Below are 21242 nucleotides of genomic sequence, written 5' to 3' on the forward strand. Positions count from 1 at the left end.
TTTCCTCCTATTCTGGCCGATATATGCGAAAAACCCGGTCATGCATCAAGCATGAAACGGTTTTTTCGACAGACTGAGCCCCTGTGCCGGTTCCCGGCACAGGGGCTTCAGCTATGCAGCTTTTTCGGCGGTCACAGCAGGGTGATCACCCGGTCCATCAGCAGGAAGTGGAACAGGGAGCCCAGCAGGATAAACACGTGGAAGATCTCATGGCAGCCGAAGCGGGGATTCTCCCGTCCCGGCCACTTGACGGCGTAGAGAACACCGCCGATGGTGTAGAGAATCCCGCCGCCCAGTACCCAGAAGAAACCGGCGGGGGGCAGGCAGCGCATCAGCGGAATCACAGCCGCCAGGGCCAGCCAGCCCATGGCGATATAGATCCCGGCGGTCAGCCACCGGGGTGCGGTGATCCACGCCAGAGTCAGCACCAGACCGGCCAGCGCCAGCCCCCAGATGACCCCGAACAGCCCCCAGCCCCAGGCGCCGTAGCTGCGCAGCGCCACCAGGCACACCGGCGTATAGGTGCCGGCAATGAGGAAATAGATGGAGGCGTGGTCGTATTTGCGCAGAGCAATCCGCCCCCTCACGCTCACGTTGCGGCAGTGGTACAGTGTGCTGGCGGTGTAAAGCCCAACCATGCTCACCCCGTAGATGAGGAAGGAGACCACATGCCACAGACTCAGCCCCATAACGGCGCAGCGCACCATCAGCAGCACCGTTCCCGCGGCGGCCAGCACCGCGCCGATGCCGTGAGTGATGGCCGACCAGGGCCGCAGGCCGTCATAGGGGTCCCGATCCTTCTCCCGGATCTTCCGCCTCACCGGCCGGGCGGGCAGGGAATGGGGGAGAGACAGAGACTGATAGGGAAGCGCGCGTTGGGAATCCATACATATCACCTTACCTTGCCGCTAGTATAACACACATCCCAAGATAAAATCAAGAAGATATTTAAATATAATATCGAAAATTATATTCAAATATTTCCGCCGGAGTTCGGCCTGACAGAGACAGTTTACCCAAACAGCGGGAAAAAAACCGGACCGGCGGGCAAAATGACCCGGCCGGTCCGGCAAGTTCGGCTATCCCCGGTAGGGGTGGTAACCGCTCCCGCCTCCGCCCCGGCGGAGGGAGCGGCGGGGGCGGAGAAAGACGCGGCAGAGGAGCAGACCGATCAGAAGGAGCACCGCCAGGAGAACCAGCAGCACCAGGCCGCCGAACAGATTCAGACCCCGCAGCAGCTGGATGGGATTCCAGGAGGGGGCCTCCACCTTGCGGCCCTCCGGGGCGGAATAGCGGGCGTCCACGCTCCCCATGGCATCCAGGTAGGAGGCCAGGGCGTACCACTCTTTGACCTCGGCCCCATCCGGGCCGTGGATGATGTGATCCTCAAAATCAGTGATGGGGGTTCCGCTGGCGTCCTTGGGGGTGATGGTGAGGATGCCGAAGGACTGATCCTTTACGGTACCCAGCATCTGGCCGGAGTACAGTCCGGTGACCACCCGGTAGAGCTTGTCGTCTTCCAGGGGAACGGCGGTGCCGTCGGGCAGCACCTGGGCGCAATCGGTCACCCGATTGAAAAGGATCCGGTGGGGGTTCCAGGTCCAACGCATGCCGGAACCGTAGAGCTGGGCGACAGGCATGAGGGGGCTGACGGAGGCATCCAGCTCAAAGACATCCCTCAGCTCCCTGCCGGTGAGCCAGGCGGAGATGAGGGGGTAGCCGGGGCTGCCGTCGGCGCCGGAACCCAGGGAGGAGACGTTGAAGGCGTCGGACACGGTGATCTCCCCGGCGGAGAAGGAGCCGCGGATCACCCCGGCGGCCACCACCGCGAAATCCACGGGGATATAGTCCGCGCCCTCGGCCTGCTGCACCGCGTAGCGGTAGGAGTCCGCGATCAGGCTGCCCAGGGGATCTTCCCGCTGCTCCTCGGCGAACTGGCGAATGGGGGTGAAGGAAAAGCCGGAGGTGGCCAGCACCTGATCGAACTCCAGTCCGTACTGGGCCAGGTATTCTTCCTCCACCAGGGCGCGGAAGCGGTTGGTGAGCTGCACCAGCCGGTCCTCCTCCGCCACGGTCTGGTCCACGGGAAGCAGGCGGTAGTCCCAGTCCACCTTTTCCCCGGCCTGGGTCCAGGAGACGGTGAGGGCGCCCAGATAGGAGGTGTACTCTCCGGCGGAGACAATCAGGGTGTCTCCCACCTGAACCGGCTCCTCCAGGACGGTGTGGCTGTGGCCCGAGATGATCAGGTCGATGCCCTCCACCTCCTTGGCCAGCCGGTAGTCCTCCCCCTTGCCGGAGCCGTCGGTACCGCTGTGGGAGAGGCAGATGAGAAAGGAGGGCGCGGTGCTGCCGGCCAGCTCCGCCTGGATGGCCGCCACGGTGCGCCTGGCGGCGTCGGCGATGGGCTCAAACTCCATCCCGGACATGGGGGCATCCTGGTCGGCCTCCTCACCCAGCAGGCCGAAAATGCCGTAGCGAATGCCGCCCCGCTCCAAAATCACGTAGTCGGAGATCCCGTACCGTTCCCAGGCCCCCCAAGAGGCGGTGTCGGACTCCGGCGGCTTGTAGTTGGCCTGGACGATGGCGGGCAGGGGAGCGCCGCTGTCCACGGCGGCGTTGAGCATGTCGGCCAGTCCCCCGGGCCGGTAATCAAATTCGTGGTTGCCCAGGGTGGTGACGTCATAGCCCATGGCGCCCAGCGCCTGCAGCTCCGGGGCATGGGTGGTGTAGATGGTCTGGAACAGGCTGCCCATGGAGAAGTCGCCCCCGTCCAGGGTGAGGGCGTCGGGATGAGCCGCCCGCTCCTGGTTCAGCAGGGTGGCCAGCCTGGTGTAGCCGCCGTATTCGCCCCCGGCGTCGTCCGGCATGGGGAGGAAATGGTCGTGGGTGTCGTGGGTAAACAGAATGGTGCTCTCATAGACCGCCCCGGAAGAGGCGGCGCCCGCCGGGAGAGAGAGCCAGCCGGCGGACAGGCAGAGCGCCAGAGTGAGCAAAATGAAACGGCTTCGGACCGAATGCCTCATGAAATCCCCTCCTCCCCCTTAGTTTGCCACATTTCCACGGAAAAGGAAAGAGAGAAAGGAAATAAGATTTTGTCTTGACAGCGGGGCGCAGGTCTGCTATACTGTCTCGGTAAAACAAAGCAGGATTGGTACCCCCGTCCTCACCTCCCGCCGCCGGCAAAGAGGTTTATCTGGTTTGGCAGGCGCTCCTGTTTGGGGCGTGTGTGTTGTGGTGCGGGTACCAATACGGTAGCCGTTTTTTTATGCGAATGTGAAATGGAGGTGCTTTCGTATCAGCAAACAGGGTCATCAGATCAACGAGGAAATCCGCGACAAGGAAGTTCGATTGGTCTCAGAAACGGGAGAACAGCTGGGGATCATGTCTGCCCGGGAGGCGCTGGAGCGCGCGGAGGAGCAGAACCTGGACCTGGTGAAAATTTCTCCCACCGCCAATCCCCCCGTCTGCAAGCTGATGGATTACGGCAAGTACAAGTTTGAGCAGACCAAGCGGGAGAAAGAGGCGCGAAAAAATCAGCATGTGGTGGAGATCAAGGAAGTCCGCATGTCGCCGAGCATCGACGTGAACGACTTCAATGTAAAGCTCCGCAACGCCCAGAAGTTTCTGGCCGAGGGCAACCGGGTGAAGGTCACCGTCCGTTTCCGCGGGCGTGAGATGGCGCACACGGACATCGGCAGGGATTTGCTGCTCAAATTTGCGGAACAGTGCAGCGAGGTAGCCGCGTTGGACAAGGACCCCAAGCTGGACGGACGGCACATGTCCATTTTCCTCTCCCCCAAGGCTGCCAAGGAAGGCAAGAAGTCCTGAGCGAGATTCCAGGCTCGAATTGAACAGAAAAGGAGTAAACCACCATGCCTAAACTGAAGACTCATTCCGGCGCGAAGAAGAGATTCAGCCTGACCAAGTCCGGCAAGGTCAAGCGCGCCCATGCTTTCAAGTCCCACCTGCTCAACGGCCACGGCAAGGACACCAAGCGCAAGAGAGGCCTCCGCGCCGGCGCTTACGCGGACAAGACCAACGAGCCCGCCATCAAGCGCTTGATCCCCTACAAATAAGATAAGAACCACTTTACCTTAAAATAGGAGGCTTTTTACAATGGCTAGAGTGAAAGGCGCGATGATGACGCGCAAAAGAAGAAATAAAATCCTGAAGCTGGCCAAGGGCTACTGGGGCGCCAAGAGCAAGCACTTCAAGATGGCCAACGAGCAGGTGATGAAGTCCCTGACTTATGCCTACACCGGCCGCCGGCTGAAGAAGCGCGACTTCCGTCAGCTGTGGATCACCCGGATTTCCGCCGCCTGCAAGAGCAACGGGATGAATTACTCCACCTTTATGAACGGCCTGAAGAAGGCGGGTGTGGAGATCAACCGCAAGATGCTGGCCGAGCTGGCGGTCAACGACAAGGCCGCGTTTACCGCCCTGACCGAGATGGCCAAGGCCCAGCTGGCCTGAGCGGCACAGCAAGACAGAAAAAGTGCGCCTGTCCCTGTGAAGGGACAGGCGCTTTTCTTGTGGTCACAGGCTGTTCAGCAGGCCCCGGCAGCCGTCGGACACGTCCCGCCAGGTGGCCTCAAAATCCCCGGTATACCAGGGGTCCGCCACCTGGCCGGGCCGGTCGGTGTAATCCAGAAGCAGGCGGAGCTTGCAGTCCGGGTCCCGGGGGAAGAGGCGGCGCATATTCCGCAGATTGGCCTGGTCCATGCCGATGAGCAGGTCCCAGCGGGCGTAGTCCGCCTGGTTCAGCTGCCGGGCGGTCTTCCCGGCGCAGTCGATACCGTGCCGGGCCAGCATCCGCCGGGCGGGCGGGTAGACGGGATTGCCCAGCTCCTCGCTGCTGGTGGCGGCGGAGGCAATCTCAAACTCTGCCTCCCGGCCCGCTTTCCGGACGAGGTCCTTCATAACAAATTCCGCCATGGGGCTGCGGCAGATATTGCCGTGGCAGACGAACAGGATACGTGTCATCTCATGGGTTCCTCCCTGATCAGAAGCAGACGGCAGGCGGGCCTCCTGTTGAGGAGGCCCGCCTCTTGGTTATCCTCTGTTATTTGGTGCCGAAAATCCGGTCGCCGGCGTCGCCCAGGCCGGGGACAATGTAGCCGTGGTCATTGAGCTTCTCATCCAGGGCGGCGCAGTAGATCTCCACGTCGGGATGGTCGTGCTGCACCCGCTGAATCCCTTCGGGGGCGGCGATGATATTCATCAGTTTGATATGCTTGACCTCGTAATTCTTGATGAACTGGATGGCGGCGGAGGCGGAGCCGCCGGTGGCCAGCATGGGGTCCAGGATGATGACCTCCCGCTCGGCGATGTCGCTGGGCATCTTGCAGTAGTACTCCACCGGCTCCAGGGTGTCGGGGTCCCGGTAGAGGCCGATGTGGCCCACCTTGGCGGAGGGAATCAGGGTCAGGATGCCGTCCACCATGCCCAGGCCGGCCCGCAGCACAGGGACGATGGCCAGCTTTTTGCCGGCGATGGTCTTGAACCTGCCTGTGCAGATGGGGGTCTTGATCTCCACGTCCTCCGTGGGCAGATCCCGGGTGGCCTCATAGCACATGAGGGTGGCGATCTCGGAGACCACCTGCCGGAAATCCTTGACGCCGGTGTTCTCATCCCGGAGGATGGTCAGCTTGTGCTGCAACAGCGGATGGTCCAGAATGTGTACTTTTTCCATATCCATGACGCAATTCCCCTTCATTTTTGTTGTTCTCTTGCCAGCCGCTCCCGCTCGGCCTGGGAGAGGCGGTGGTAGTTGGGGGCCAGGCCGGAGGCGTCTGTCAGTTCGCCCCGCCGGGCCAGCTCCAGGGCGCACCGGGCCACGCCCCACGCGCTCTGGAATTGCAGGTGGGGAGGTGCCAAGCGCAGGTCCAGCCCCAAATCCTTGAGGGTAGTATAGCATAAAACCGCGCCGTCTCCAACCAGAATTTGCGGATTTCCACTCTTTTTTAATTCGCCGGCCAGTTCCTCCAGAGAGATGGCCCGGTCCTGACACAGCCGGGTGAGGGTGTTCCCCCGGGCGGCAAACCGGGCGTTGTACACCTGGTGCCGCCGGGCGTCCATCACAGCGCAGATCTCGCCCCCTGTGTGGGCCAGGTTCCAGGCCATGGATTCCAGGGTGGAGCAGGCGGCGCAGGGCTTTCGTCCCGGCCAGGCCAGACCCTTGGCGGCGGCCACCCCGATGCGCAGGCCGGTAAACGACCCCGGGCCGGCGGCCACGGCGATGAGATCCACCTGCTCCAGAGTCACTCCGCACCCGGAGAGCAGGGCGGTGGTCATGGGCATCAGGGTGACGGAGTGGGTGAGCCCGTTGTTCTGATAGGACTGGGCGATCAGCTTCTCATCCTCGCACAGGGCCGCCGAGCAGGCGGCGGCGGAGGACTCCAGGGCAAGAATCTTCATGCATCAGGACCTCCCGTGATGGTAATGATACGCTGGGACTCGCCTGCGCCCCGGCGGATGTCCACCCGGATCACATCCCCCTCCAGGGCGTCCTCCACAATCTCGCTCCACTCCACGGCGCACACGCCCCCCCGGGCCAGATAGTCCTCCCAGCCGATGTCGAACAGCTCATCGGAGGAACCCAGACGGTACATGTCAAAGTGGAACAGGGGCAGACGCCCCCCCTCATACTCGTTGACAATGGTGAAGGTAGGGCTGGTGACCCGCGCCTCAATGCCCAGCCCCGTGGCCAACCCCCGGGTAAAGGCGGTCTTTCCCGCCCCCAGATCGCCGGTAAAAGCCACAATATCGCCGGGAGACAGCCCGGCGGCCAGTCTGGCCCCCAGCGCCTCCGTCTCCGCAGGTGAATTGGAGATAACTTCCATACAGCACCTCAAATGTAAAGAATCGCTTAATTATTATAACACAGCCGTTTACCAAACGCAAAAAAGATGGTAAACTAAGTTGATTTCCACGGAAGGGGGGCGGTAGCTTGTCCTGGTTTTCAGATTCCATACGGGCGTTTCTCGACCGGGGCGACCGGCTGCTGCTGGCCTTCTGCCTGGCAGCCAGCGCCTTCGGCCTGGTATTGATCTACAGCGCCACCCGCTGGATGGAGCCGTCCGCCGCCCTGCGCTGCATGCTGGTGCAGACGGCGGCCATTGCCCTGGGCGTGCTGGTCTATATGATGATGTCCTCCGTGGATATTGAGATGTTCACCGAAAGATCCTGGAAGCTGCTGGTGGGATTCTCCCTGGCCATCAACCTGCTGCTCTTCACGCCCCTGGGGACCGGCGCGGAGGAGACGGGGAACAACAGCTGGCTGGACATCCCCGGCTTCCCGGTGAATCTTCAGCCCGCCGAGCTGGCCAAGCTCACCTTTGTGCTGCTGCTGGCCTGGCAGATGAACCGGCTGCGGGAAAAGGGGATCAGCCGTCCCGCCTCCGTGCTCCAGATTGCCGGACACACCCTGTTTATGTTCGCCCTGATCGCGGCGACCTCGGGAGATTTCGGCATGGGGCTGACCTATCTGCTGATTTTTGCGGTGATGGCCTGGGCCGGCGGGGTGAAGAAGCGGTGGTTTCTGATCGGTGTGGTGCTGTGCGCGGCGGCGGTGCTCCTGGTCTGGCCCCACATCAGCGACAAATATTTTGCCCGGAGGTTTACCGTGGTCCTCGACCACATCCTGAACAATCCGGACACCGTGTATGAGCAGACCCAGGGGGCGGGCTGGCAGCAAAGCCGCAGCATCCTGGCCATCGGCAGCGGCGGACTCACCGGCATGGGCTACCTCCAGGGAATTCAGACCCAGAGCACCTCAGAGTCCAGCCTGCCCGCCCGGCACACCGACGAGATCTTCGCCGTCTGCGGGGAGGAGTTCGGGCTGGTGGGCTGCTGCCTGCTGCTGGTGCTGCTGGCCCTCATCATTCTGCGGTGTGTCTGGGTGGCCCGGCGGGCCTGCTCCCCTCAGAGCGCCCTCATCGCCATGGGCTACGCCGGCATGCTGCTGGCCCAGGTGGGGGTCAACGTGGGCATGTGCCTGTATATTTTCCCGGTGGTGGGGCTGACCCTGCCCTTTATCAGCTACGGCGGCTCCTCCATTCTCACCATGTTTGCCGCCATGGGCATTGTATCCGGCATCAAAATGCGCTCACTGCCCAGCTGGCTGCGGGACCGGAGCCAGCTGTAACCCAGCTCCCGGCGCTGTGCATAGACCGGCCGGAATGAGGCAGGCTATGCGGGAAGGAAGAAAGGACGGATCGGAAGAAAATGAAGGTAACACAGATCACGCTGCGTCCCGGCGTCCACCTGACGGCGGTACAGACCAGAAAATTCAAATCCAGTATGCTGGGCGCGGCATTTTTGGCGCCCCTGACAGAGGGGGAGGCCGCCCTCAACGCCCTGGTTCCCATGGTGCTCCGCCGGGGTACGGCGGAGCACCCCGACCTGGAGTCTCTCTCCGCCGCCCTGGACGAGCTGTACGGCGGCACCCTGGAACCCATGGTGCGGAAAAAGGGGGAGACCCAGTGCGTGGGCTTTGTGGGCAGCTTTCTGGACGACGCCTACACTCTGGCGGGGGAGCGGGTGCTGGAACCGGCGGCGGAGCTGCTGGCGGAGCTGCTGCTGCGGCCCTATACCCAGGACGGGGCCTTCTGTCCCGACTACACCCGGCAGGAGAGGGGCAACCTGATCGACCGCATCAAGGCGCAGGTCAATGACAAGCGCCAGTACGCCCAGCTGCGGGTGGTGGCGGAGATGTGCGGGGAGGAACCCTTCGGGGTGGACCGGCTGGGCAGCGAGGCTGCCGCGCGGGACATTGACGCCGCCCTGCTCTGGGCGCAGTATCAGAAGCTGCTGCGCAGCGCCCGGGTGGAGCTGTACTACTGCGGCTCGGCCGCCCCGGAGCGGGTGCAGGCCGCCTTTGCCCCCGTGGTGGAGGGCCTGCCCCGGGAGGGGGAACGGATGGCGCTGGTCCGTCCGGCCAAGCGGGCGGCCCCCAGAAAACCCCGCCGGGTGGAGGAACAGCTGGATGTGACCCAGGGCAAGCTGGCCATGGGCTTCCGCACCAACGCCGACGCCTGGGACGGGCAGTATCCCGCCCTGGCCCTGGTCAACGCCATTTACGGCGGCACCACCACCTCCAAGCTGTTTCTGAACGTGCGGGAGCGGCTGAGCCTGTGCTACTACGCCAGCTCCGGCCTTATGAAGTATAAGGACGTGATGCTGGTCTCCTCCGGGGTGGAGTTTGACAAGGTGGGCCAGGCGGAGGGGGAGATCCTCTCCCAGCTCTACAAGTGCCAGACCGGGGATTTCAGCGACGATGAACTGGAGTGGGCGCGCCGCTCGGTGGTGAGCACCCTGCTCACCACTTTGGACGCCCAGAGCCGCCTGGAGGACTACTGGCTGGGACAGGCCGCCGCCGGGCTGACCGAAGGGCCGGACCAGCTGGCCGCCCGGGTGGAGCAGGTGACTCGGGAAGAAGCGGTGGCGGCCGCCCAGGATCTGATTCTGGATACCGTCTATTTCCTGAAAGGCAGGGATTGAGTCTATGGTCAGCAAGCAGTACCCCCGTTTGGGGGAGACCGTGTTTCACGAGATTCTGGAGAACGGGCTGCACGTCTATGTGGACCGCCGCCGGGATTTCCAGAAGAGCTACGCCTTTTTTGCCACCAACTACGGCGGCATGGACATGCGCTTTCGGCTGGAGGGGGCGTGGAAGAACACCCCGGCGGGGGTGGCCCACTTTCTGGAGCACAAGATGTTTGACACCCAGGACGGCAACGCCCTCCAGGATCTGGCGGCCAACGGCGCCTCGCCCAACGCCTTCACCAGCTCGGCCATCACCGGCTACTTCTTCGAGAGCACGGAGAAGTTTTTTGACAACCTGAGGATTCTCCTCTCCTTTGTGTCCATCCCCTGGTTCACCCCGGAGAGTGTGGACAAGGAGCAGGGCATCATCGGCCAGGAGATCCGCATGGTGGAGGACGACCCGGAAAACCAGGTGTTCTACGCCCTGATGGAGTGCCTCTATGACCATCACCCCATCCGGGTACCCATTGCCGGCACCCAGCAGTCCATTGCCAGAATCACCGCCGGTACCCTCTATGCCTGTCACAAGGCCTTTTACAACCCGGCCAACATGGTACTCACCGTGGCGGGGGACGTGGACCCCGCCCAGGTGTGCGCCGTGGCCCGGGAGATCCTGCCCGGCCAGTCCGGCCAGCCCATCGACCGGGACTACGGCGGGGAGGAGGCGCTTGAGGCGGCCCAGGGGGAGAAGGAGCTGACCATGGAGGTATCTACCCCCATCTTCCAGCTGGGCTTCAAGTGCGATCCGGCCGGGACGGGCGCGGAGTGGCTCCGCCGGTCCCTGACGGGGGAGCTGGCCTGCGAGGTGCTGCTGGGCAGCTCCAGCCCCCTATACGCCAGGCTGTACGGCGAGGGGCTTATCAACAAGAACTTCGGCTACGGCTTTGAGCTCTATCCCGGCTGCGCCCTGCTGGCCGCCGGCGGCGAGAGCCGGGACCCCCGGAAGGTGCGGGACGCGGTGCTGGCGGAGGGGGAGCGGCTAGCCAGGGAGGGAGTGGACCCCGCCCTGTTCGGCCGGGTGAAGAAGGGATGCTACGGCGCCAAGGTGCGCGGCCTGAACTCCTTCGAACACGTGTGCATTGAGCTGGCTCAGGCCCACTTTGCCGGGGTGGAGTATTTCACCTTCCCGGAGACGTTCGACGCCATTACCCCGTCCGATGTGGAGGAATGCATCCGCAGCTGGGTGACACCCCGGAGGTGCGGGCTGGCCGTGGTCCGGCCGGGGGAGGAGCGATGATGGGTACCGTCTCTTTTCCCGGCCTGGGGCTGGAGTTTCAGCTCAACCGGGTGGCCTTTCACGTGGGGAGCTGGCCCGTCTACTGGTATGGGATCATCATCGCCGCCGGCTTTTTGCTGGCGGTGATGTACTGCTCCCGCCAGGCGCCCCGGTTCGGCATCCGGCAGGACGACATCATCGACATGCTCTTTTTTGCCGTCCCCCTGTGCATTCTTGGCGCCAGGGTGTATTACATTGTGTTCTATCCCGAACTCTACCGCGAGGCAAACGGCTCCTGGGACTTTGGGGCCATGGTGCGCATCTGGGACGGCGGCCTGGCCATTTACGGCGGGGTCATTATGGCGGTGGTCACCCTGCTGGTGTTCTGCAAGGTGCGGGGGATCCGCTTTCTGGCCTTTGCCGACCTGGGCGCCTACGGTATGCTGATCGGCCAGATGGTGGGCCGCTGGGGCAATTTTGTGAATATTGAGGCCTACGGTGGCCCCACCGACCTGCCCTGGCGGATGGGAATCTATCAGTATGTGGACGGCATGCGCCAGTATGCGGAGGTCCATCCCACCTTCCTGTACGAGTCCCTGTGGAACCTGGCGGGCCTGCTCCTGCTGATCCAGGTGGGGAAGCGGTGGCGGAAATGCGACGGGCAGATCTTTCTGGGCTACTTTGCCTGGTACGGCGTGGGCCGGGGCCTGATTGAAGGGCTGCGCACCGACAGCCTCTACCTGTTCCACACCCCCATCCGGGTATCCCAGTTCTTCGGCTTTGCCACCGCCGCCGTGGCCATTGCCGCGCTGGCGGTGGTGCTTACCCGGCGGCACGACCCGGCCAAGCTGTGGGTGAACTGGATGAAGGCCCATCCCCGGCTGGTGGCCCTGGTCTACCGGGAAGGGACGGACGGCGCGTGGCTGGACCGGCAGAAAAAGCGGCTGGAGCGGGACTTTGCCCGTACGGAGGCGTACGCCCTGCCCCGGGACTGCGACCCGGCGGAGGCGGCCGAGCTGATTGCCTCCCTGAGGGCGCGGAAGGACTTGGCGGAGGTTTTGGTCAAGGAGGAAAAAAGGAAACTGTAACACCGGCTCTTTTGGGAGCGGATCTGTGGACAACCACAGCTCCGCTCCTTTTTTGTCCGGTCATAAACTGGGACGGGCCTTCATAGGATGGGTCAGACACGAAAGAAGGGTGTGACGCTACCATGACGCAAAGGGATTCCGCAGCCCGCTACCTGGAGGCGGCGGCGCTGCTGCCGCCCGCCTTGGGGGAGGCCGCCCGGCGGCTGGACCGGCTCCGCCAGACCGGGGTGGAGGAGCTGCGGCTGCGGGCGGGACGCCGGATGACGGTGGTCTGCCCGGAGGGGGAGGTGCCGGTGCCGGACGCCCCGCCGGTGACCGGGGCGGATCTGGCACTGGTGCTGGAGGTCGCCACCCGCGCCTCCCTCCACACCGCCCAGGCCCAGATCAGCAGCGGCTTTTTCACCGTGCAGGGCGGCCACCGCATTGGCATCTGCGGCAGCGGCGTGATGCAGGACGGACAGGTGCGCAGCCTGCGGCACGTCTCCTCCCTGGCCATCCGGGTGGCGCGGGAGGTGCCGGGGGCGGCCCGGCCGGTTCTGGACAAGCTGTGGCGGGATGGAAGCCTGCAAAGCACGCTGCTCATTTCCCCCCCGGGCGGGGGCAAGACCACGCTGCTGCGGGATCTGATCCGCCGGATTTCCGACGGGGCGGGCTGCCCCGCCCTGCGGGTGGGGGTGGCGGACGAGCGGGGGGAGCTGGCGGCCATGCGGGAGGGCCAGGCCCAGTTCGCCGTGGGGGAGCGCACCGACGTGATGGACGGCTGCCCCAAGGGAATGGCCCTGCTGATGCTGCTGCGGGGGATGAATCCCCAGGTGCTGGCGGCGGATGAGATCACGGCGCCGGAGGACTGCCGGGCGCTGGAGGTGGCCGCCAACTGCGGCGTGGCCCTGCTCTGCTCCGCCCACGCCCTGGACCGGGCGGATCTGAATCGCCGGCCCCTGTACCAGACCCTGCTGGAGCGGCGGATCTTCCGGCGCCTGGTGGTCATCCGCCGGACGGCGGAGGGACGGACGTATGAGGTGGAACAGCTGTGCTGAGCATGGTTCGGCTGGCGGGGGCGGCGCTGTTGGCGGCGGGTCCGGCCGTCATCGGCTTTTGCGCCGCCGGGCGTCTGGCCCGCCGGCCGGTGCTCCTGCGGGAGCTGGCTGCCGCCCTGGAGCAGATGGAGCGGGAGATCTCCTTCCGCCTCACCCCGCTGCCCGAGCTGTTTGCCGGACTGTCCCGCACCTGTGAGGGGCCGGTGGGGGCGCTGTTTGCCGGCTGCGCCAGGGAGATGGAGCACCTGGGCCGCCAGCCCATGGCCCGGATCTGGCGGCAGGCGCTGGAGGAGGCGGATTTGGACCTGACGGACCGCGGCCTGCGGGCCATGGAGGAGCTGGGCGAGGTGCTGGGCCGGTACGACGGGGAAGGCCTGCTGGCCGCCCTGGGACAGGCGCGAAGCGAACTGGCCGCGGCGGAGGCGGCGGCCCGGGAGGAGCTGGAACGGAAGGGCAGGATGGAGCAGGTCCTGGGCCTGACGGCGGGCGGCCTGCTGGCAATCCTTCTGATATAGGGAGTAGACGGTATGAATGTGGATTTGATCTTCAAAATCGCGGCCATCGGGATTCTGATCTCCGTGCTCAACCAGGTGCTCACCCGCTCCGGGCGGGACGAGCAGGCCACCATGACCACCCTGGCAGGACTGGTGGTGGTGCTGATGATGGTGGTACAGCAGATCAGTGAGCTGTTTACCCTGGTAAAAGACCTGTTCGGACTCTGAGACCATGGAGCTGGCGGGAAAAATTGCGGCTCTGGCGGTGGCGGCGGCCCTGTGCGCCCTGGTGGTCCGTCAGCACGCCAGGGAGGTGGGCCTGGTGCTCTCTCTGGCGGCGGGGGTCCTGATCCTGGCCCAGGCACTGGGGGCGGCGGAGGCCGTGCGGGCGCTGATGGAGGAGCTGGGAGAGCGGGCGGGGCTTTCCCCCGCCGTGCTGGACCCGGTGCTCAAAACCGTGGGTATCGCGGTACTGACCCGGGTGGCGGCGGAGGTGTGCCGGGACGCCAAGGAGAGCGGAATCGCCGCCTTTGTGGAGACGGCGGGGGCGGTGCTGGCGCTCTATGTGGCCCTGCCCCTGATGCGGGCGGTGCTGGATACGGTGGCCCGGCTGCTGTAAGCATGGATGGGGGAGCGGATGGATGATGGAAAAGCGGCTGCTGATGCTGCTGATGGTGCTGGCCGCCCTGCTTGGGACGGCCGCCGCCGCGGAGCAGGACATTCCGGCGGCCCAGTCGGAGGCCCTGGAGCTGGACGAGATCCAGTCGGCGGGGGAGCAGTGGGTGCCGGGCGTGGACCTGGAGGCGGGCATGAACCTGGAGGCCGGCCTCCAGAGCATTCTGGACACCGGCAGCGGGCAGGTGTCCGGTGTGGTGCGCAAGGCCCTTCGCAGTGGAGTTCTGCTGCTGACGGTGGTGCTGCTGTGCGGCATGGCGGAGGGGCTGTACAGCGGAGCGGGGGGCGGAGACGGACCGGATCTGGTGTCTATGGTGGGCGCCATGGCAGTGGCCGCCGTGGCGGTGGCGGACGCCCACTCCCTCATCGGCATGGGGCGGGAAGCCCTGGAGCATATGGAGAGCTTTTCCAAGCTCCTGCTGCCCGCGGTGACCGCTGCCGCCGCCGCGTCCGGCGCCCCTGGCGGCGCAGCCGCCCGGCAGCTGGCCACCATGCTCTTCTCCGACGTGCTGATGACGGCCATCACCGGCCTGCTCCTCCCCCTGCTCTACCTCTACATGGCGGCCTGCGTGGCCCACACCGCCACCGGGAACGAAGGGCTTAAGCGGGTGGCGGCCACCATCAAGTGGGGAGTGACGGCGGCGCTCTGCGCCATTCTCCTGCTCTTTGTGTCCTACCTGACCCTCAGCGGCGCCATCGCCGGAACCGCCGACGCGGCCGCCGTCAAGGCGGCAAAGTTCACCATGTCCAGTATGGTGCCGGTGGTGGGCGGCATCCTGTCCGACGCGGCGGAGACGGTGCTGGCCAGCGCCGGTATCCTGAAAAACGCGGTGGGGGTGTTCGGCATGCTGGTGGTGCTGGGGATGTGCGTCGCCCCCTTCCTCCAGCTGGGCATCCACTACCTGGTCTACAAGCTGACCGCCGCCCTGAGTGCCACCGTGTCCGCCGGGCGGGTGTCCGGCCTGATTGACCAGATCGGCGGGGCCTTCGGGCTGGTGCTCGGTATGACAGGCTCTTGCGCTTTACTGTTGCTGATATCCATGGTTTCTGCGGTAACCGCGTCCACAGGGGGGTGAGGAGATGCTGGAACTGATGCGCCAGTGGCTGCTGAGCATAACCTGTGCGGCGCTGGTCATCGCCATGGCCGAGAGCCTGACCCCCTCCGGCACCATCCGCAGGATCGGGCGGCTCACCGGAGGGCTGGTTTTGCTGTTGGCCATGCTGGAGCCGCTGCTGACGCTGGACCAGGGGGCGCTCACCCAGGCGCTGACGGAGTACCGCCTCTCTCTGGATGGTTACGCCCAGGAACTGGAACAGGAGGACCGGGATCTGATGAAAGACATCATAGAAGAGCGCTCCGCCGCATATATACAGGACAAGGCGGCATGTATGGACATAGACTGCCAGGTGTCCGTAACGGCGGGGGAGGAGGGGGACTGGCCGGTGCCGGAATCCGTCACGGTCTTCGGCGGCCTGTCGGAGGAGCAGCAGAGCCGGCTGACCCGGAGCATTGAGGCGGATTTCGCCATTCCGGCGGAGCGGCAGTATTACGAAGGCGGTGGCGGAACATGAAAAAACCGGAGCTGACGGCATGGGAAAAGCGGCTGAACAGCCTGTTTCAGCGATACAAATATGTGCTGCTGGTCAGTTTGGCAGGGGCGGTACTCCTGCTGCTGCCCCCCCTGTGGGAGAAGGAGGACACAGAGGTGCAGGCGGCGGAAAGCCCGGACCCTGCCGCGCAGGCGGAAGCGGACTGGCCGGCCGCCCTGGAGGAGCGGCTGGCGGCGGCGCTGTCCCGAATCCAGGGGGTGGGAGAGGCAGAGGTGGTTCTGACGTGGAAAAGCGGGCCGCAGAAGGTTCTGGCTCAAGACTCCGACACCTCCATCAGTGAGCGGGGGACGGAGTCCACCGTGACCTCCGTGATCCTGTCCCGCGGCTCGGCGGGGGAGGAGGCGGTTGTAGTGCAGCAGTTTTCGCCCCAATATCAGGGCGCCCTTGTGATATGCTCAGGCGGAGACGACCCGGAGGTGCGGCTGCGGCTGGTGGAAGCGGTATCGGCCCTGACGGGCCTGGGTGCGGATAAGATCTCAGTATGTAAAGGAAAGTGAGGCAACAAGATGAAAGTATGGAAACGCAACGTCGTGGTGGCGGCCATCGTGCTCTTTGTCTGCGCGGCGGTCTATCTCAACTGGACCTATCAGGATCAGCAGAGCGCGGAGGCGGGCAAGACCCTGGGCCAGGCGGCCCTGGTCTCGGGCCAGACCTCCGACCCGCTGCTGGCCTCCACGGCCACCCCGGCGCCGGCGGGAACGGCCCAGCCCTCCGGCGGGGAGAGCGGCTCCGGCGGCTACTTTGCCTCCGCCCGGCTCAACCGCCAGCAGGCCCGGGACAGTGCCCTCACCATTTTGCAGAGCGCCGCCGCCGATGAGACCGCCGACGAGACCATGAAGGAGACCACCGCCATGGCCATCCAGACCCTGGCGGACTACACCGTGGCGGAGGCGCAGATTGAGAACCTGGTGACCGCCAAGGGCTACGCCGACTGCATCGCCTTCATCAGCGATGAGAGCGTCAGCGTGGTGGTGTCCACCGGCGGCGCCGAGCTGACCGATGCGGACGTGGCCAGAATCACCGAGATCGTCACAGGGGAAACCGGCTGCCCGGCCAGCCAGGTGAAAATCGTTCCGGCGGAGGACTGAGGGGCATTCTCCCAAGGAATCCGAAGGAAGCAGTTGTAATTTCTCTTTTTTGTGGTACAATGTGTTCATAGTACACAAAAGGAGGGCGTCTGGCATGTCTGATGGGAAAGAGTATATTTCTCGGCCCGACGAGCTGGGGAACATCCATATATCTGAGGAAGTGCTGGCGGTGATCGCCGCCGCCGCCGCCATGGAGGTGGAGGGAGTGGGAAGCCTCTCCGCCAATCTGGGCAGCGACATTGCCGAGCTGCTGGGCGGGAAGAAGAACCTGTCCAAGGGGATTCACATCACCGTGGAGGAGGAGAGCATCCGGGTGGACCTGTCCCTGCTCATCAAGTACGGCTATACCATTCTCGACGTGGCCAAGGAGGTGCAGACCGCGGTGTATCATGCCATTGAGAACACCAGCGGCCTGACGGTGGCGTGCGTCAACGTCCATGTATCCGGAATCTCCTTCGAGCGGGACGGCGGCAAGTAACGGGTTCCGGGCGCGTGATCCGGTCAATGTGTGATTTCATGGCGGGTGGGGGCCTGCTTCTCAGGGGGCGGGCCACATCCGCCATGCCGCTTTTTACAGCCGCGGGACGCCTGGAAGGGCGTCCCTTTTTGCCGCCGCAAGGGGGAATCGGTGGAATTTGCTCCTTCCTTTTTATGCAGGGTTGTTGTATAATGAACTTATCTATGAATACTACCTGCGGGCCATGCCCGCCACGGAGGAACTGCAATGACCAGAACTGCCGCCCGCGAGATCGCGGTCCACTTTGTATTTGAACTGGGCTTTACCGACCAGACGGCGGAGGAGCTGCTCTCGGAAGCGCTCAGCCGCAAGACCTTTTCCGCCATCGGGGAGGAGGAGCCGCTCTACGCCGAGTTCCCCAACGAGGCCCAGCGGGGGTATATCTCCAAGCTGGTCAGGGGCGTGTACGAGCACACGCCGGAGCTGGACGAGTATATTTCAAAGTATGCCATCGGCTGGAAGTTCTCCCGCCTGAACCGGGTGGCCGTGGCCATCATGCGGGTGGCCATGTATGAGGTATTGTATATGCAGGACATTCCCAACGCCGCCGCCATCAATGAGGCGGTGGAGCTGGTGAAGCACTATGAGGAGCCGGAGGTGGTCTCCTTTGTCAACGGCATTCTGGGTTCCTTCGTCCGGGGGGAACATCTGCCCGACCCTGTTAGCCCGGTGGGCGGCGGGCCGGAGGAATGAAGGTGCGGACGCTGGGCCTTGACACCAGCAATTACACCACCTCCGCCGCCGTGTTTGACGGGGCGGCGGGCTATAACGCCGGCCAGCTGCTCACCGTCCGCCCCGGGGAACTGGGCCTGCGGCAGAGCGACGCCCTGTTTCAGCACGTGAAGGCGCTGCCCGGACGTATCCGGGAGCTGAAGGAGGCCGGCTGGCTGGAGGGGCTGGCGGCGGTGGGCGTTTCCGACCGGCCCCGGGCGGTGGAGGGCTCTTACATGCCCTGCTTTCTGGCGGGGGAGAGTCTGGGCGAGGCCCTGGCGGACACCCTGGGAATTCCCTGCTACCGGGTTTCCCACCAGCAGGGCCACCTGGCGGCGGCGGCCTGGTCGGCGGGCCGTCCGGAGCTGCTGGACCGGCCCCTGCTGGCCTGGCACCTGTCCGGCGGCACGACGGAGCTGCTGTACGTGGAGCCGGAGGGAGTCAACCTCTCCGCCCGGTGTATTGGCGGTACCAGCGACCTCTCCGCCGGCCAGCTCATCGACCGCGCCGGGGTACTGCTGGGCCTGGATTTTCCCGCGGGCAAGGCGGTGGATGCCTTGGGGGCGGGATACACGGGTCGGGGGTTCCCGGTGAAGCTCAAGGACTTGACCTTTTCCCTGTCCGGCATGGAGAATCAGGTGAAGGAGCAGCTCCGGCAGGAGAGGACGCCGGAGGAAATCTGCGGATTTGTCCAGGAGACGGTGGCAGATGTGGTCCGCCGGGCCACCCTGGCCGCGCTGGAGCGGTACCCCGGCCTGCCGGTGCTGTGCTCCGGCGGCGTGGCCTCCAACCGCCGGCTGCGGGCGGTACTGGAGCAGGCCTGCGGGGCGGTGTTCGCCCAGCCCTGCTACGCCACGGACAACGCCATGGGCGTGGCTATTCTGGCCCGCCGGCTGTGGGAAAGGGCGGGGAGCGCATGAGTCAGGCGCCGGTGTATTCCGTCACACAGGTCAACCAGTACATCAAGGGCCTGCTGGACCGGGACCGGGCGCTGGCCGGCCTTTTTGTGCGGGGTGAACTCTCAAATTACAAGGTGTACCCCTCGGGACACCATTATTTTTCCCTGAAGGATCCGCAGGGTGCCATCCGCTGTGTCATGTTCCGGCGGGAGGCGGCCGGCCTGCGGTTCCGCCCGGAAAACGGCATGAGGGTCATTGCCTTCGGGCGGGTCGCGGTCTTTCCCAGAGACGGGCAGTATCAGCTGTACTGCGGGTCCCTCACCCCGGAGGGGGTGGGCGACCTCCACCTGGCCTTCGAGCAGCTGAAGGACAAGCTCTACCGGGAGGGGCTGTTTGACCCGGCCCACAAGCGGCCCATTCCCCGGTTTCCCCGGCGGATCGCCCTGATTACCTCCCCGGCCGGCGCCGCCGTGCGGGACATGCTGCGCATCCTGGGCGCCCGCTGGCCCATGGCGGAGGTGCTGGTGCTTCCGGTGCGGGTGCAGGGCAGCGAGGCGCCGGGGGAACTGTGCGCCGCGCTGGCCTGGGCCAACCGCCATCAGGTGGCGGAGCTGATCATCACCGGCCGGGGCGGCGGCTCCATGGAGGATCTGTGGGCCTTTAACGACGAGCGGGTGGCCCGGGCCATTTATGACTCCGCCATCCCGGTGATCTCGGCGGTGGGGCATGAGCCGGACGTGACCATTGCGGATTTTGTGGCCGACCTGCGGGCCGCCACCCCGTCCAACGGGGCGGAGCTGGCGGTACCCGACCAAAACGAGGTGCTGGACAGGCTGCGCCAGCTGGAAACGCGGCTGGGCCAGGGGATGGGCCGCCGGCTGGAGCAGGCGGAAAAGCGGCTGGAACAGGCCGGCCGGTGCCGGATGCTCCAGGACCCCATGAGCTATGTGGATGACCGGCGCCTGCTGCTGGACTATCAGCGGCAGCGTCTGGCCCGGGGGCTGTCCGCCGCCGCCGGCCGGGAGAGGGAGCGGTTTGCCCGCCTTTCCGCCAGCCTGGACGCCCTCAGCCCCTTGAAGGTGCTGGGCCGGGGCTACGCCATTGCCCGGAAGGGGGACGGGAGCATCGTCCGCCGGGTGGGGGATGTCAGGGCCGGGGAGTCGCTGTCCCTGCGGGTGACGGACGGTGAGATCCCCTGTCAAGTCAAGTCGGATGGATCGGAGAGGACGTTTCTGGAATGACAGAGAAGAAAGTGAGCTTTGAGCAGGCCATGGACCGGCTGGAGGAGATTGTCCGGCGCCTGGAGCAGGGCGACGCCCCCCTGGAGGAGGCCCTGTCCCTCTTTGAGGAGGGAACCAGGCTGGTGAAGCGGTGCTCCGTCCAGCTGGACCGGGCGGAGCAGAAGGTGAGCAAACTGCTGGCCGGTCCCGGGGACACCCCCCGGCAAGTGCCGTTTTTGGAGGAGGATGAGGCATGAGTATGGAGAATCGGAAGCTGGACGCCCACCGCCTGCGGGTGGAGGAGTGGCTGCGGGAGTGCTTCCGCCAGCGGGAGCCCAGAGGCGACCTGTACGACGCCATGTATTACAGCCTGCTGGCCGGCGGGAAACGGATCCGGCCGGTGCTGCTGCTAGAGAGCTGCCGCATCTGCGGCGGCGACCCGGAGTCGGCGCTGCCCTTTGCAGGCGCCATTGAGATGATCCACACCTATTCCCTGATCCATGACGACCTGCCCTGCATGGATGACGACGACCTGCGCCGGGGCCGGCCCACCAACCACAAGGTATATGGGGAGGCCACCGCCATCCTGGCGGGAGACGGACTGCTGACCGCCGCCTTTGAATTTATGCTGGACCCCGCCGTGGCGCTGCCGCCGGAGCGGGTGCTGGACGCCGCCGGCGTTCTGGCCCGGGCCGCCGGCGGCCGGGGCATGGTGGGCGGTCAGGTGCTGGATATGGCGGGGGAGGGACACTCCCTGGGCCTGTTGGAGGTGGAGGAACTCCAGCGCCTCAAGACCGGGGCGCTGATCGCCGCCGCCACCGAGATGGGCTGCGCCCTGGCCGGCGGCTCGCCGGAGCAGCGGCAGGCGGTGCGCCGGTACGCCGAATGCCTGGGCCTGGCCTTCCAGATCCAGGACGACATCCTGGATGTGGTGGGGGACGAGGCCACCCTGGGTAAGCCGGTGGGTTCCGACGCCAAGAGCGAAAAAAATACCTTTGTTACCCTGAAGGGCCTGGACGCCTGCCGGGAGCTGGTGGATAAGCTGACCCGGGAGGCGGTGGACGCTCTGTCCTGCTTCGGCGAAGAGGGAGACGGCCTGTGCTGGCTGGCCCAGTCCCTGGCCGGCCGTGAGAAATGAGG

General features: G+C 65.1%; 27 protein-coding genes. 21 read left to right on the forward strand and 6 right to left on the reverse strand.

Features of this window, described 5'->3' with window-relative positions:
- Nucleotides 1-131: 131 nt before the first annotated feature.
- Nucleotides 132-887, reverse strand: a complete 756-nt coding sequence (locus Q0J74_RS01380) for a PAQR family membrane homeostasis protein TrhA (protein ID WP_297209477.1) — start codon at nt 885-887, stop codon at nt 132-134.
- 192 nt (nt 888-1079) lie between these two features.
- On the reverse strand, nt 1080-3023 hold the full coding sequence (locus Q0J74_RS01385; RefSeq protein WP_297209480.1) for a bifunctional metallophosphatase/5'-nucleotidase: 1944 nt from the start codon (nt 3021-3023) through the stop codon (nt 1080-1082).
- A gap of 325 nt (nt 3024-3348) precedes the next feature.
- On the opposite strand from Q0J74_RS01385, the gene infC reads away from it, so the two are divergent.
- Genes infC through rplT form a run of 3 tightly spaced genes read left to right on the forward strand, consistent with a single transcriptional unit; the run spans nt 3349 to nt 4473 of the window.
- Nucleotides 3349-3828, forward strand: a complete 480-nt coding sequence (gene infC / locus Q0J74_RS01390; RefSeq protein WP_363315544.1) for a translation initiation factor IF-3 — start codon at nt 3349-3351, stop codon at nt 3826-3828.
- Nucleotides 3829-3872: 44 nt separating this feature from the next.
- A complete protein-coding gene (rpmI, locus tag Q0J74_RS01395) occupies nt 3873-4076 on the forward strand; it encodes a 50S ribosomal protein L35 (RefSeq protein WP_087341538.1) in 204 nt (67 codons plus the stop codon).
- A 40-nt stretch (nt 4077-4116) separates the two neighbouring features.
- Nucleotides 4117-4473, forward strand: coding sequence for a 50S ribosomal protein L20 (gene rplT / locus Q0J74_RS01400; protein WP_130868416.1), 357 nt, complete (start codon nt 4117-4119; stop codon nt 4471-4473).
- A gap of 63 nt (nt 4474-4536) precedes the next feature.
- Here the strand turns inward: rplT and Q0J74_RS01405 are convergent, their stop codons facing one another.
- From Q0J74_RS01405 to tsaE, 4 genes are all read right to left on the reverse strand, one after another.
- Nucleotides 4537-4983, reverse strand: a complete 447-nt coding sequence (locus Q0J74_RS01405) for a low molecular weight protein-tyrosine-phosphatase (protein ID WP_297209496.1) — start codon at nt 4981-4983, stop codon at nt 4537-4539.
- Between the two features lie 79 nt (nt 4984-5062).
- Nucleotides 5063-5692, reverse strand: a complete 630-nt coding sequence (gene upp, locus Q0J74_RS01410; RefSeq protein ID WP_297209592.1) for a uracil phosphoribosyltransferase — start codon at nt 5690-5692, stop codon at nt 5063-5065.
- A gap of 20 nt (nt 5693-5712) precedes the next feature.
- Nucleotides 5713-6417, reverse strand: a complete 705-nt coding sequence (gene tsaB, locus Q0J74_RS01415) for a tRNA (adenosine(37)-N6)-threonylcarbamoyltransferase complex dimerization subunit type 1 TsaB (RefSeq protein WP_297209499.1) — start codon at nt 6415-6417, stop codon at nt 5713-5715.
- Complete coding sequence (gene tsaE / locus Q0J74_RS01420; protein ID WP_297209502.1) at nt 6414-6842, reverse strand: tRNA (adenosine(37)-N6)-threonylcarbamoyltransferase complex ATPase subunit type 1 TsaE; 429 nt, start codon at nt 6840-6842, stop codon at nt 6414-6416. The genes tsaB and tsaE overlap by 4 nt, the downstream gene beginning before the upstream one ends.
- A gap of 107 nt (nt 6843-6949) precedes the next feature.
- Between tsaE and Q0J74_RS01425 the strand changes: the two genes are divergently transcribed.
- The 18 genes from Q0J74_RS01425 to Q0J74_RS01510 all read left to right on the forward strand — a co-directional run bounded on the left by Q0J74_RS01425 (nt 6950) and on the right by Q0J74_RS01510 (nt 21240).
- Nucleotides 6950-8146 (forward strand): FtsW/RodA/SpoVE family cell cycle protein, encoded by a 1197-nt coding sequence (locus tag Q0J74_RS01425; protein WP_297209504.1) that lies wholly within the window; start codon nt 6950-6952, stop codon nt 8144-8146.
- 80 nt (nt 8147-8226) lie between these two features.
- The gene (locus Q0J74_RS01430; RefSeq protein ID WP_297209507.1) at nt 8227-9501 is read left to right on the forward strand and encodes an EF-P 5-aminopentanol modification-associated protein YfmF; all 1275 of its coding nucleotides are present in this window, start codon (nt 8227-8229) and stop codon (nt 9499-9501) included.
- 4 nt (nt 9502-9505) lie between these two features.
- The gene (locus Q0J74_RS01435; RefSeq protein WP_297209511.1) at nt 9506-10783 is read left to right on the forward strand and encodes an EF-P 5-aminopentanol modification-associated protein YfmH; all 1278 of its coding nucleotides are present in this window, start codon (nt 9506-9508) and stop codon (nt 10781-10783) included.
- A complete protein-coding gene (gene lgt / locus Q0J74_RS01440) occupies nt 10783-11850 on the forward strand; it encodes a prolipoprotein diacylglyceryl transferase (RefSeq protein ID WP_297209514.1) in 1068 nt (355 codons plus the stop codon). Before Q0J74_RS01435 ends, lgt begins: the two co-directional genes overlap by 1 nt.
- Nucleotides 11851-11972: 122 nt before the next feature.
- Nucleotides 11973-12887: a stage III sporulation protein AB gene (locus Q0J74_RS01445; RefSeq protein ID WP_297209517.1), complete on the forward strand. Its 915-nt coding sequence runs from the start codon at nt 11973-11975 to the stop codon at nt 12885-12887.
- Nucleotides 12888-12889: 2 nt separating this feature from the next.
- Complete coding sequence (locus Q0J74_RS01450; RefSeq protein WP_297209594.1) at nt 12890-13402, forward strand: stage III sporulation protein AB; 513 nt, start codon at nt 12890-12892, stop codon at nt 13400-13402.
- Between the two features lie 12 nt (nt 13403-13414).
- Nucleotides 13415-13609: a stage III sporulation protein AC gene (gene spoIIIAC, locus Q0J74_RS01455; protein WP_297209520.1), complete on the forward strand. Its 195-nt coding sequence runs from the start codon at nt 13415-13417 to the stop codon at nt 13607-13609.
- Between the two features lie 4 nt (nt 13610-13613).
- Entirely contained in the window at nt 13614-14000 is a 387-nt protein-coding gene (locus tag Q0J74_RS01460; protein ID WP_297209523.1) for a SpoIIIAC/SpoIIIAD family protein, read from the forward strand.
- A gap of 22 nt (nt 14001-14022) precedes the next feature.
- Nucleotides 14023-15132: a stage III sporulation protein AE gene (locus Q0J74_RS01465; protein ID WP_297209527.1), complete on the forward strand. Its 1110-nt coding sequence runs from the start codon at nt 14023-14025 to the stop codon at nt 15130-15132.
- 4 nt (nt 15133-15136) lie between these two features.
- Entirely contained in the window at nt 15137-15628 is a 492-nt protein-coding gene (locus Q0J74_RS01470) for a stage III sporulation protein AF (RefSeq protein WP_297209530.1), read from the forward strand.
- Nucleotides 15625-16164, forward strand: coding sequence for a stage III sporulation protein AG (locus Q0J74_RS01475; RefSeq protein ID WP_297209531.1), 540 nt, complete (start codon nt 15625-15627; stop codon nt 16162-16164). The genes Q0J74_RS01470 and Q0J74_RS01475 overlap by 4 nt, the downstream gene beginning before the upstream one ends.
- Nucleotides 16165-16173: 9 nt before the next feature.
- A complete protein-coding gene (locus Q0J74_RS01480; protein WP_297209534.1) occupies nt 16174-16755 on the forward strand; it encodes a SpoIIIAH-like family protein in 582 nt (193 codons plus the stop codon).
- A 94-nt stretch (nt 16756-16849) separates the two neighbouring features.
- Nucleotides 16850-17233, forward strand: a complete 384-nt coding sequence (locus tag Q0J74_RS01485; RefSeq protein ID WP_297209536.1) for an Asp23/Gls24 family envelope stress response protein — start codon at nt 16850-16852, stop codon at nt 17231-17233.
- Nucleotides 17234-17479: 246 nt separating this feature from the next.
- Entirely contained in the window at nt 17480-17965 is a 486-nt protein-coding gene (nusB, locus tag Q0J74_RS01490; protein ID WP_297209539.1) for a transcription antitermination factor NusB, read from the forward strand.
- Complete coding sequence (locus tag Q0J74_RS01495) at nt 17962-18903, forward strand: DNA-binding protein (protein WP_297209542.1); 942 nt, start codon at nt 17962-17964, stop codon at nt 18901-18903. Before nusB ends, Q0J74_RS01495 begins: the two co-directional genes overlap by 4 nt.
- Nucleotides 18900-20123, forward strand: a complete 1224-nt coding sequence (xseA, locus tag Q0J74_RS01500) for an exodeoxyribonuclease VII large subunit (protein WP_297209545.1) — start codon at nt 18900-18902, stop codon at nt 20121-20123. The genes Q0J74_RS01495 and xseA overlap by 4 nt, the downstream gene beginning before the upstream one ends.
- The gene (xseB, locus tag Q0J74_RS01505; protein WP_297209548.1) at nt 20120-20359 is read left to right on the forward strand and encodes an exodeoxyribonuclease VII small subunit; all 240 of its coding nucleotides are present in this window, start codon (nt 20120-20122) and stop codon (nt 20357-20359) included. The genes xseA and xseB overlap by 4 nt, the downstream gene beginning before the upstream one ends.
- A complete protein-coding gene (locus Q0J74_RS01510; RefSeq protein WP_297209550.1) occupies nt 20356-21240 on the forward strand; it encodes a polyprenyl synthetase family protein in 885 nt (294 codons plus the stop codon). Before xseB ends, Q0J74_RS01510 begins: the two co-directional genes overlap by 4 nt.
- The last annotated feature ends 2 nt before the right edge of the window (nt 21241-21242 follow it).

The organism is uncultured Flavonifractor sp., from assembly GCF_944387675.1.
Lineage (GTDB): Bacteria > Bacillota > Clostridia > Oscillospirales > Oscillospiraceae > Flavonifractor.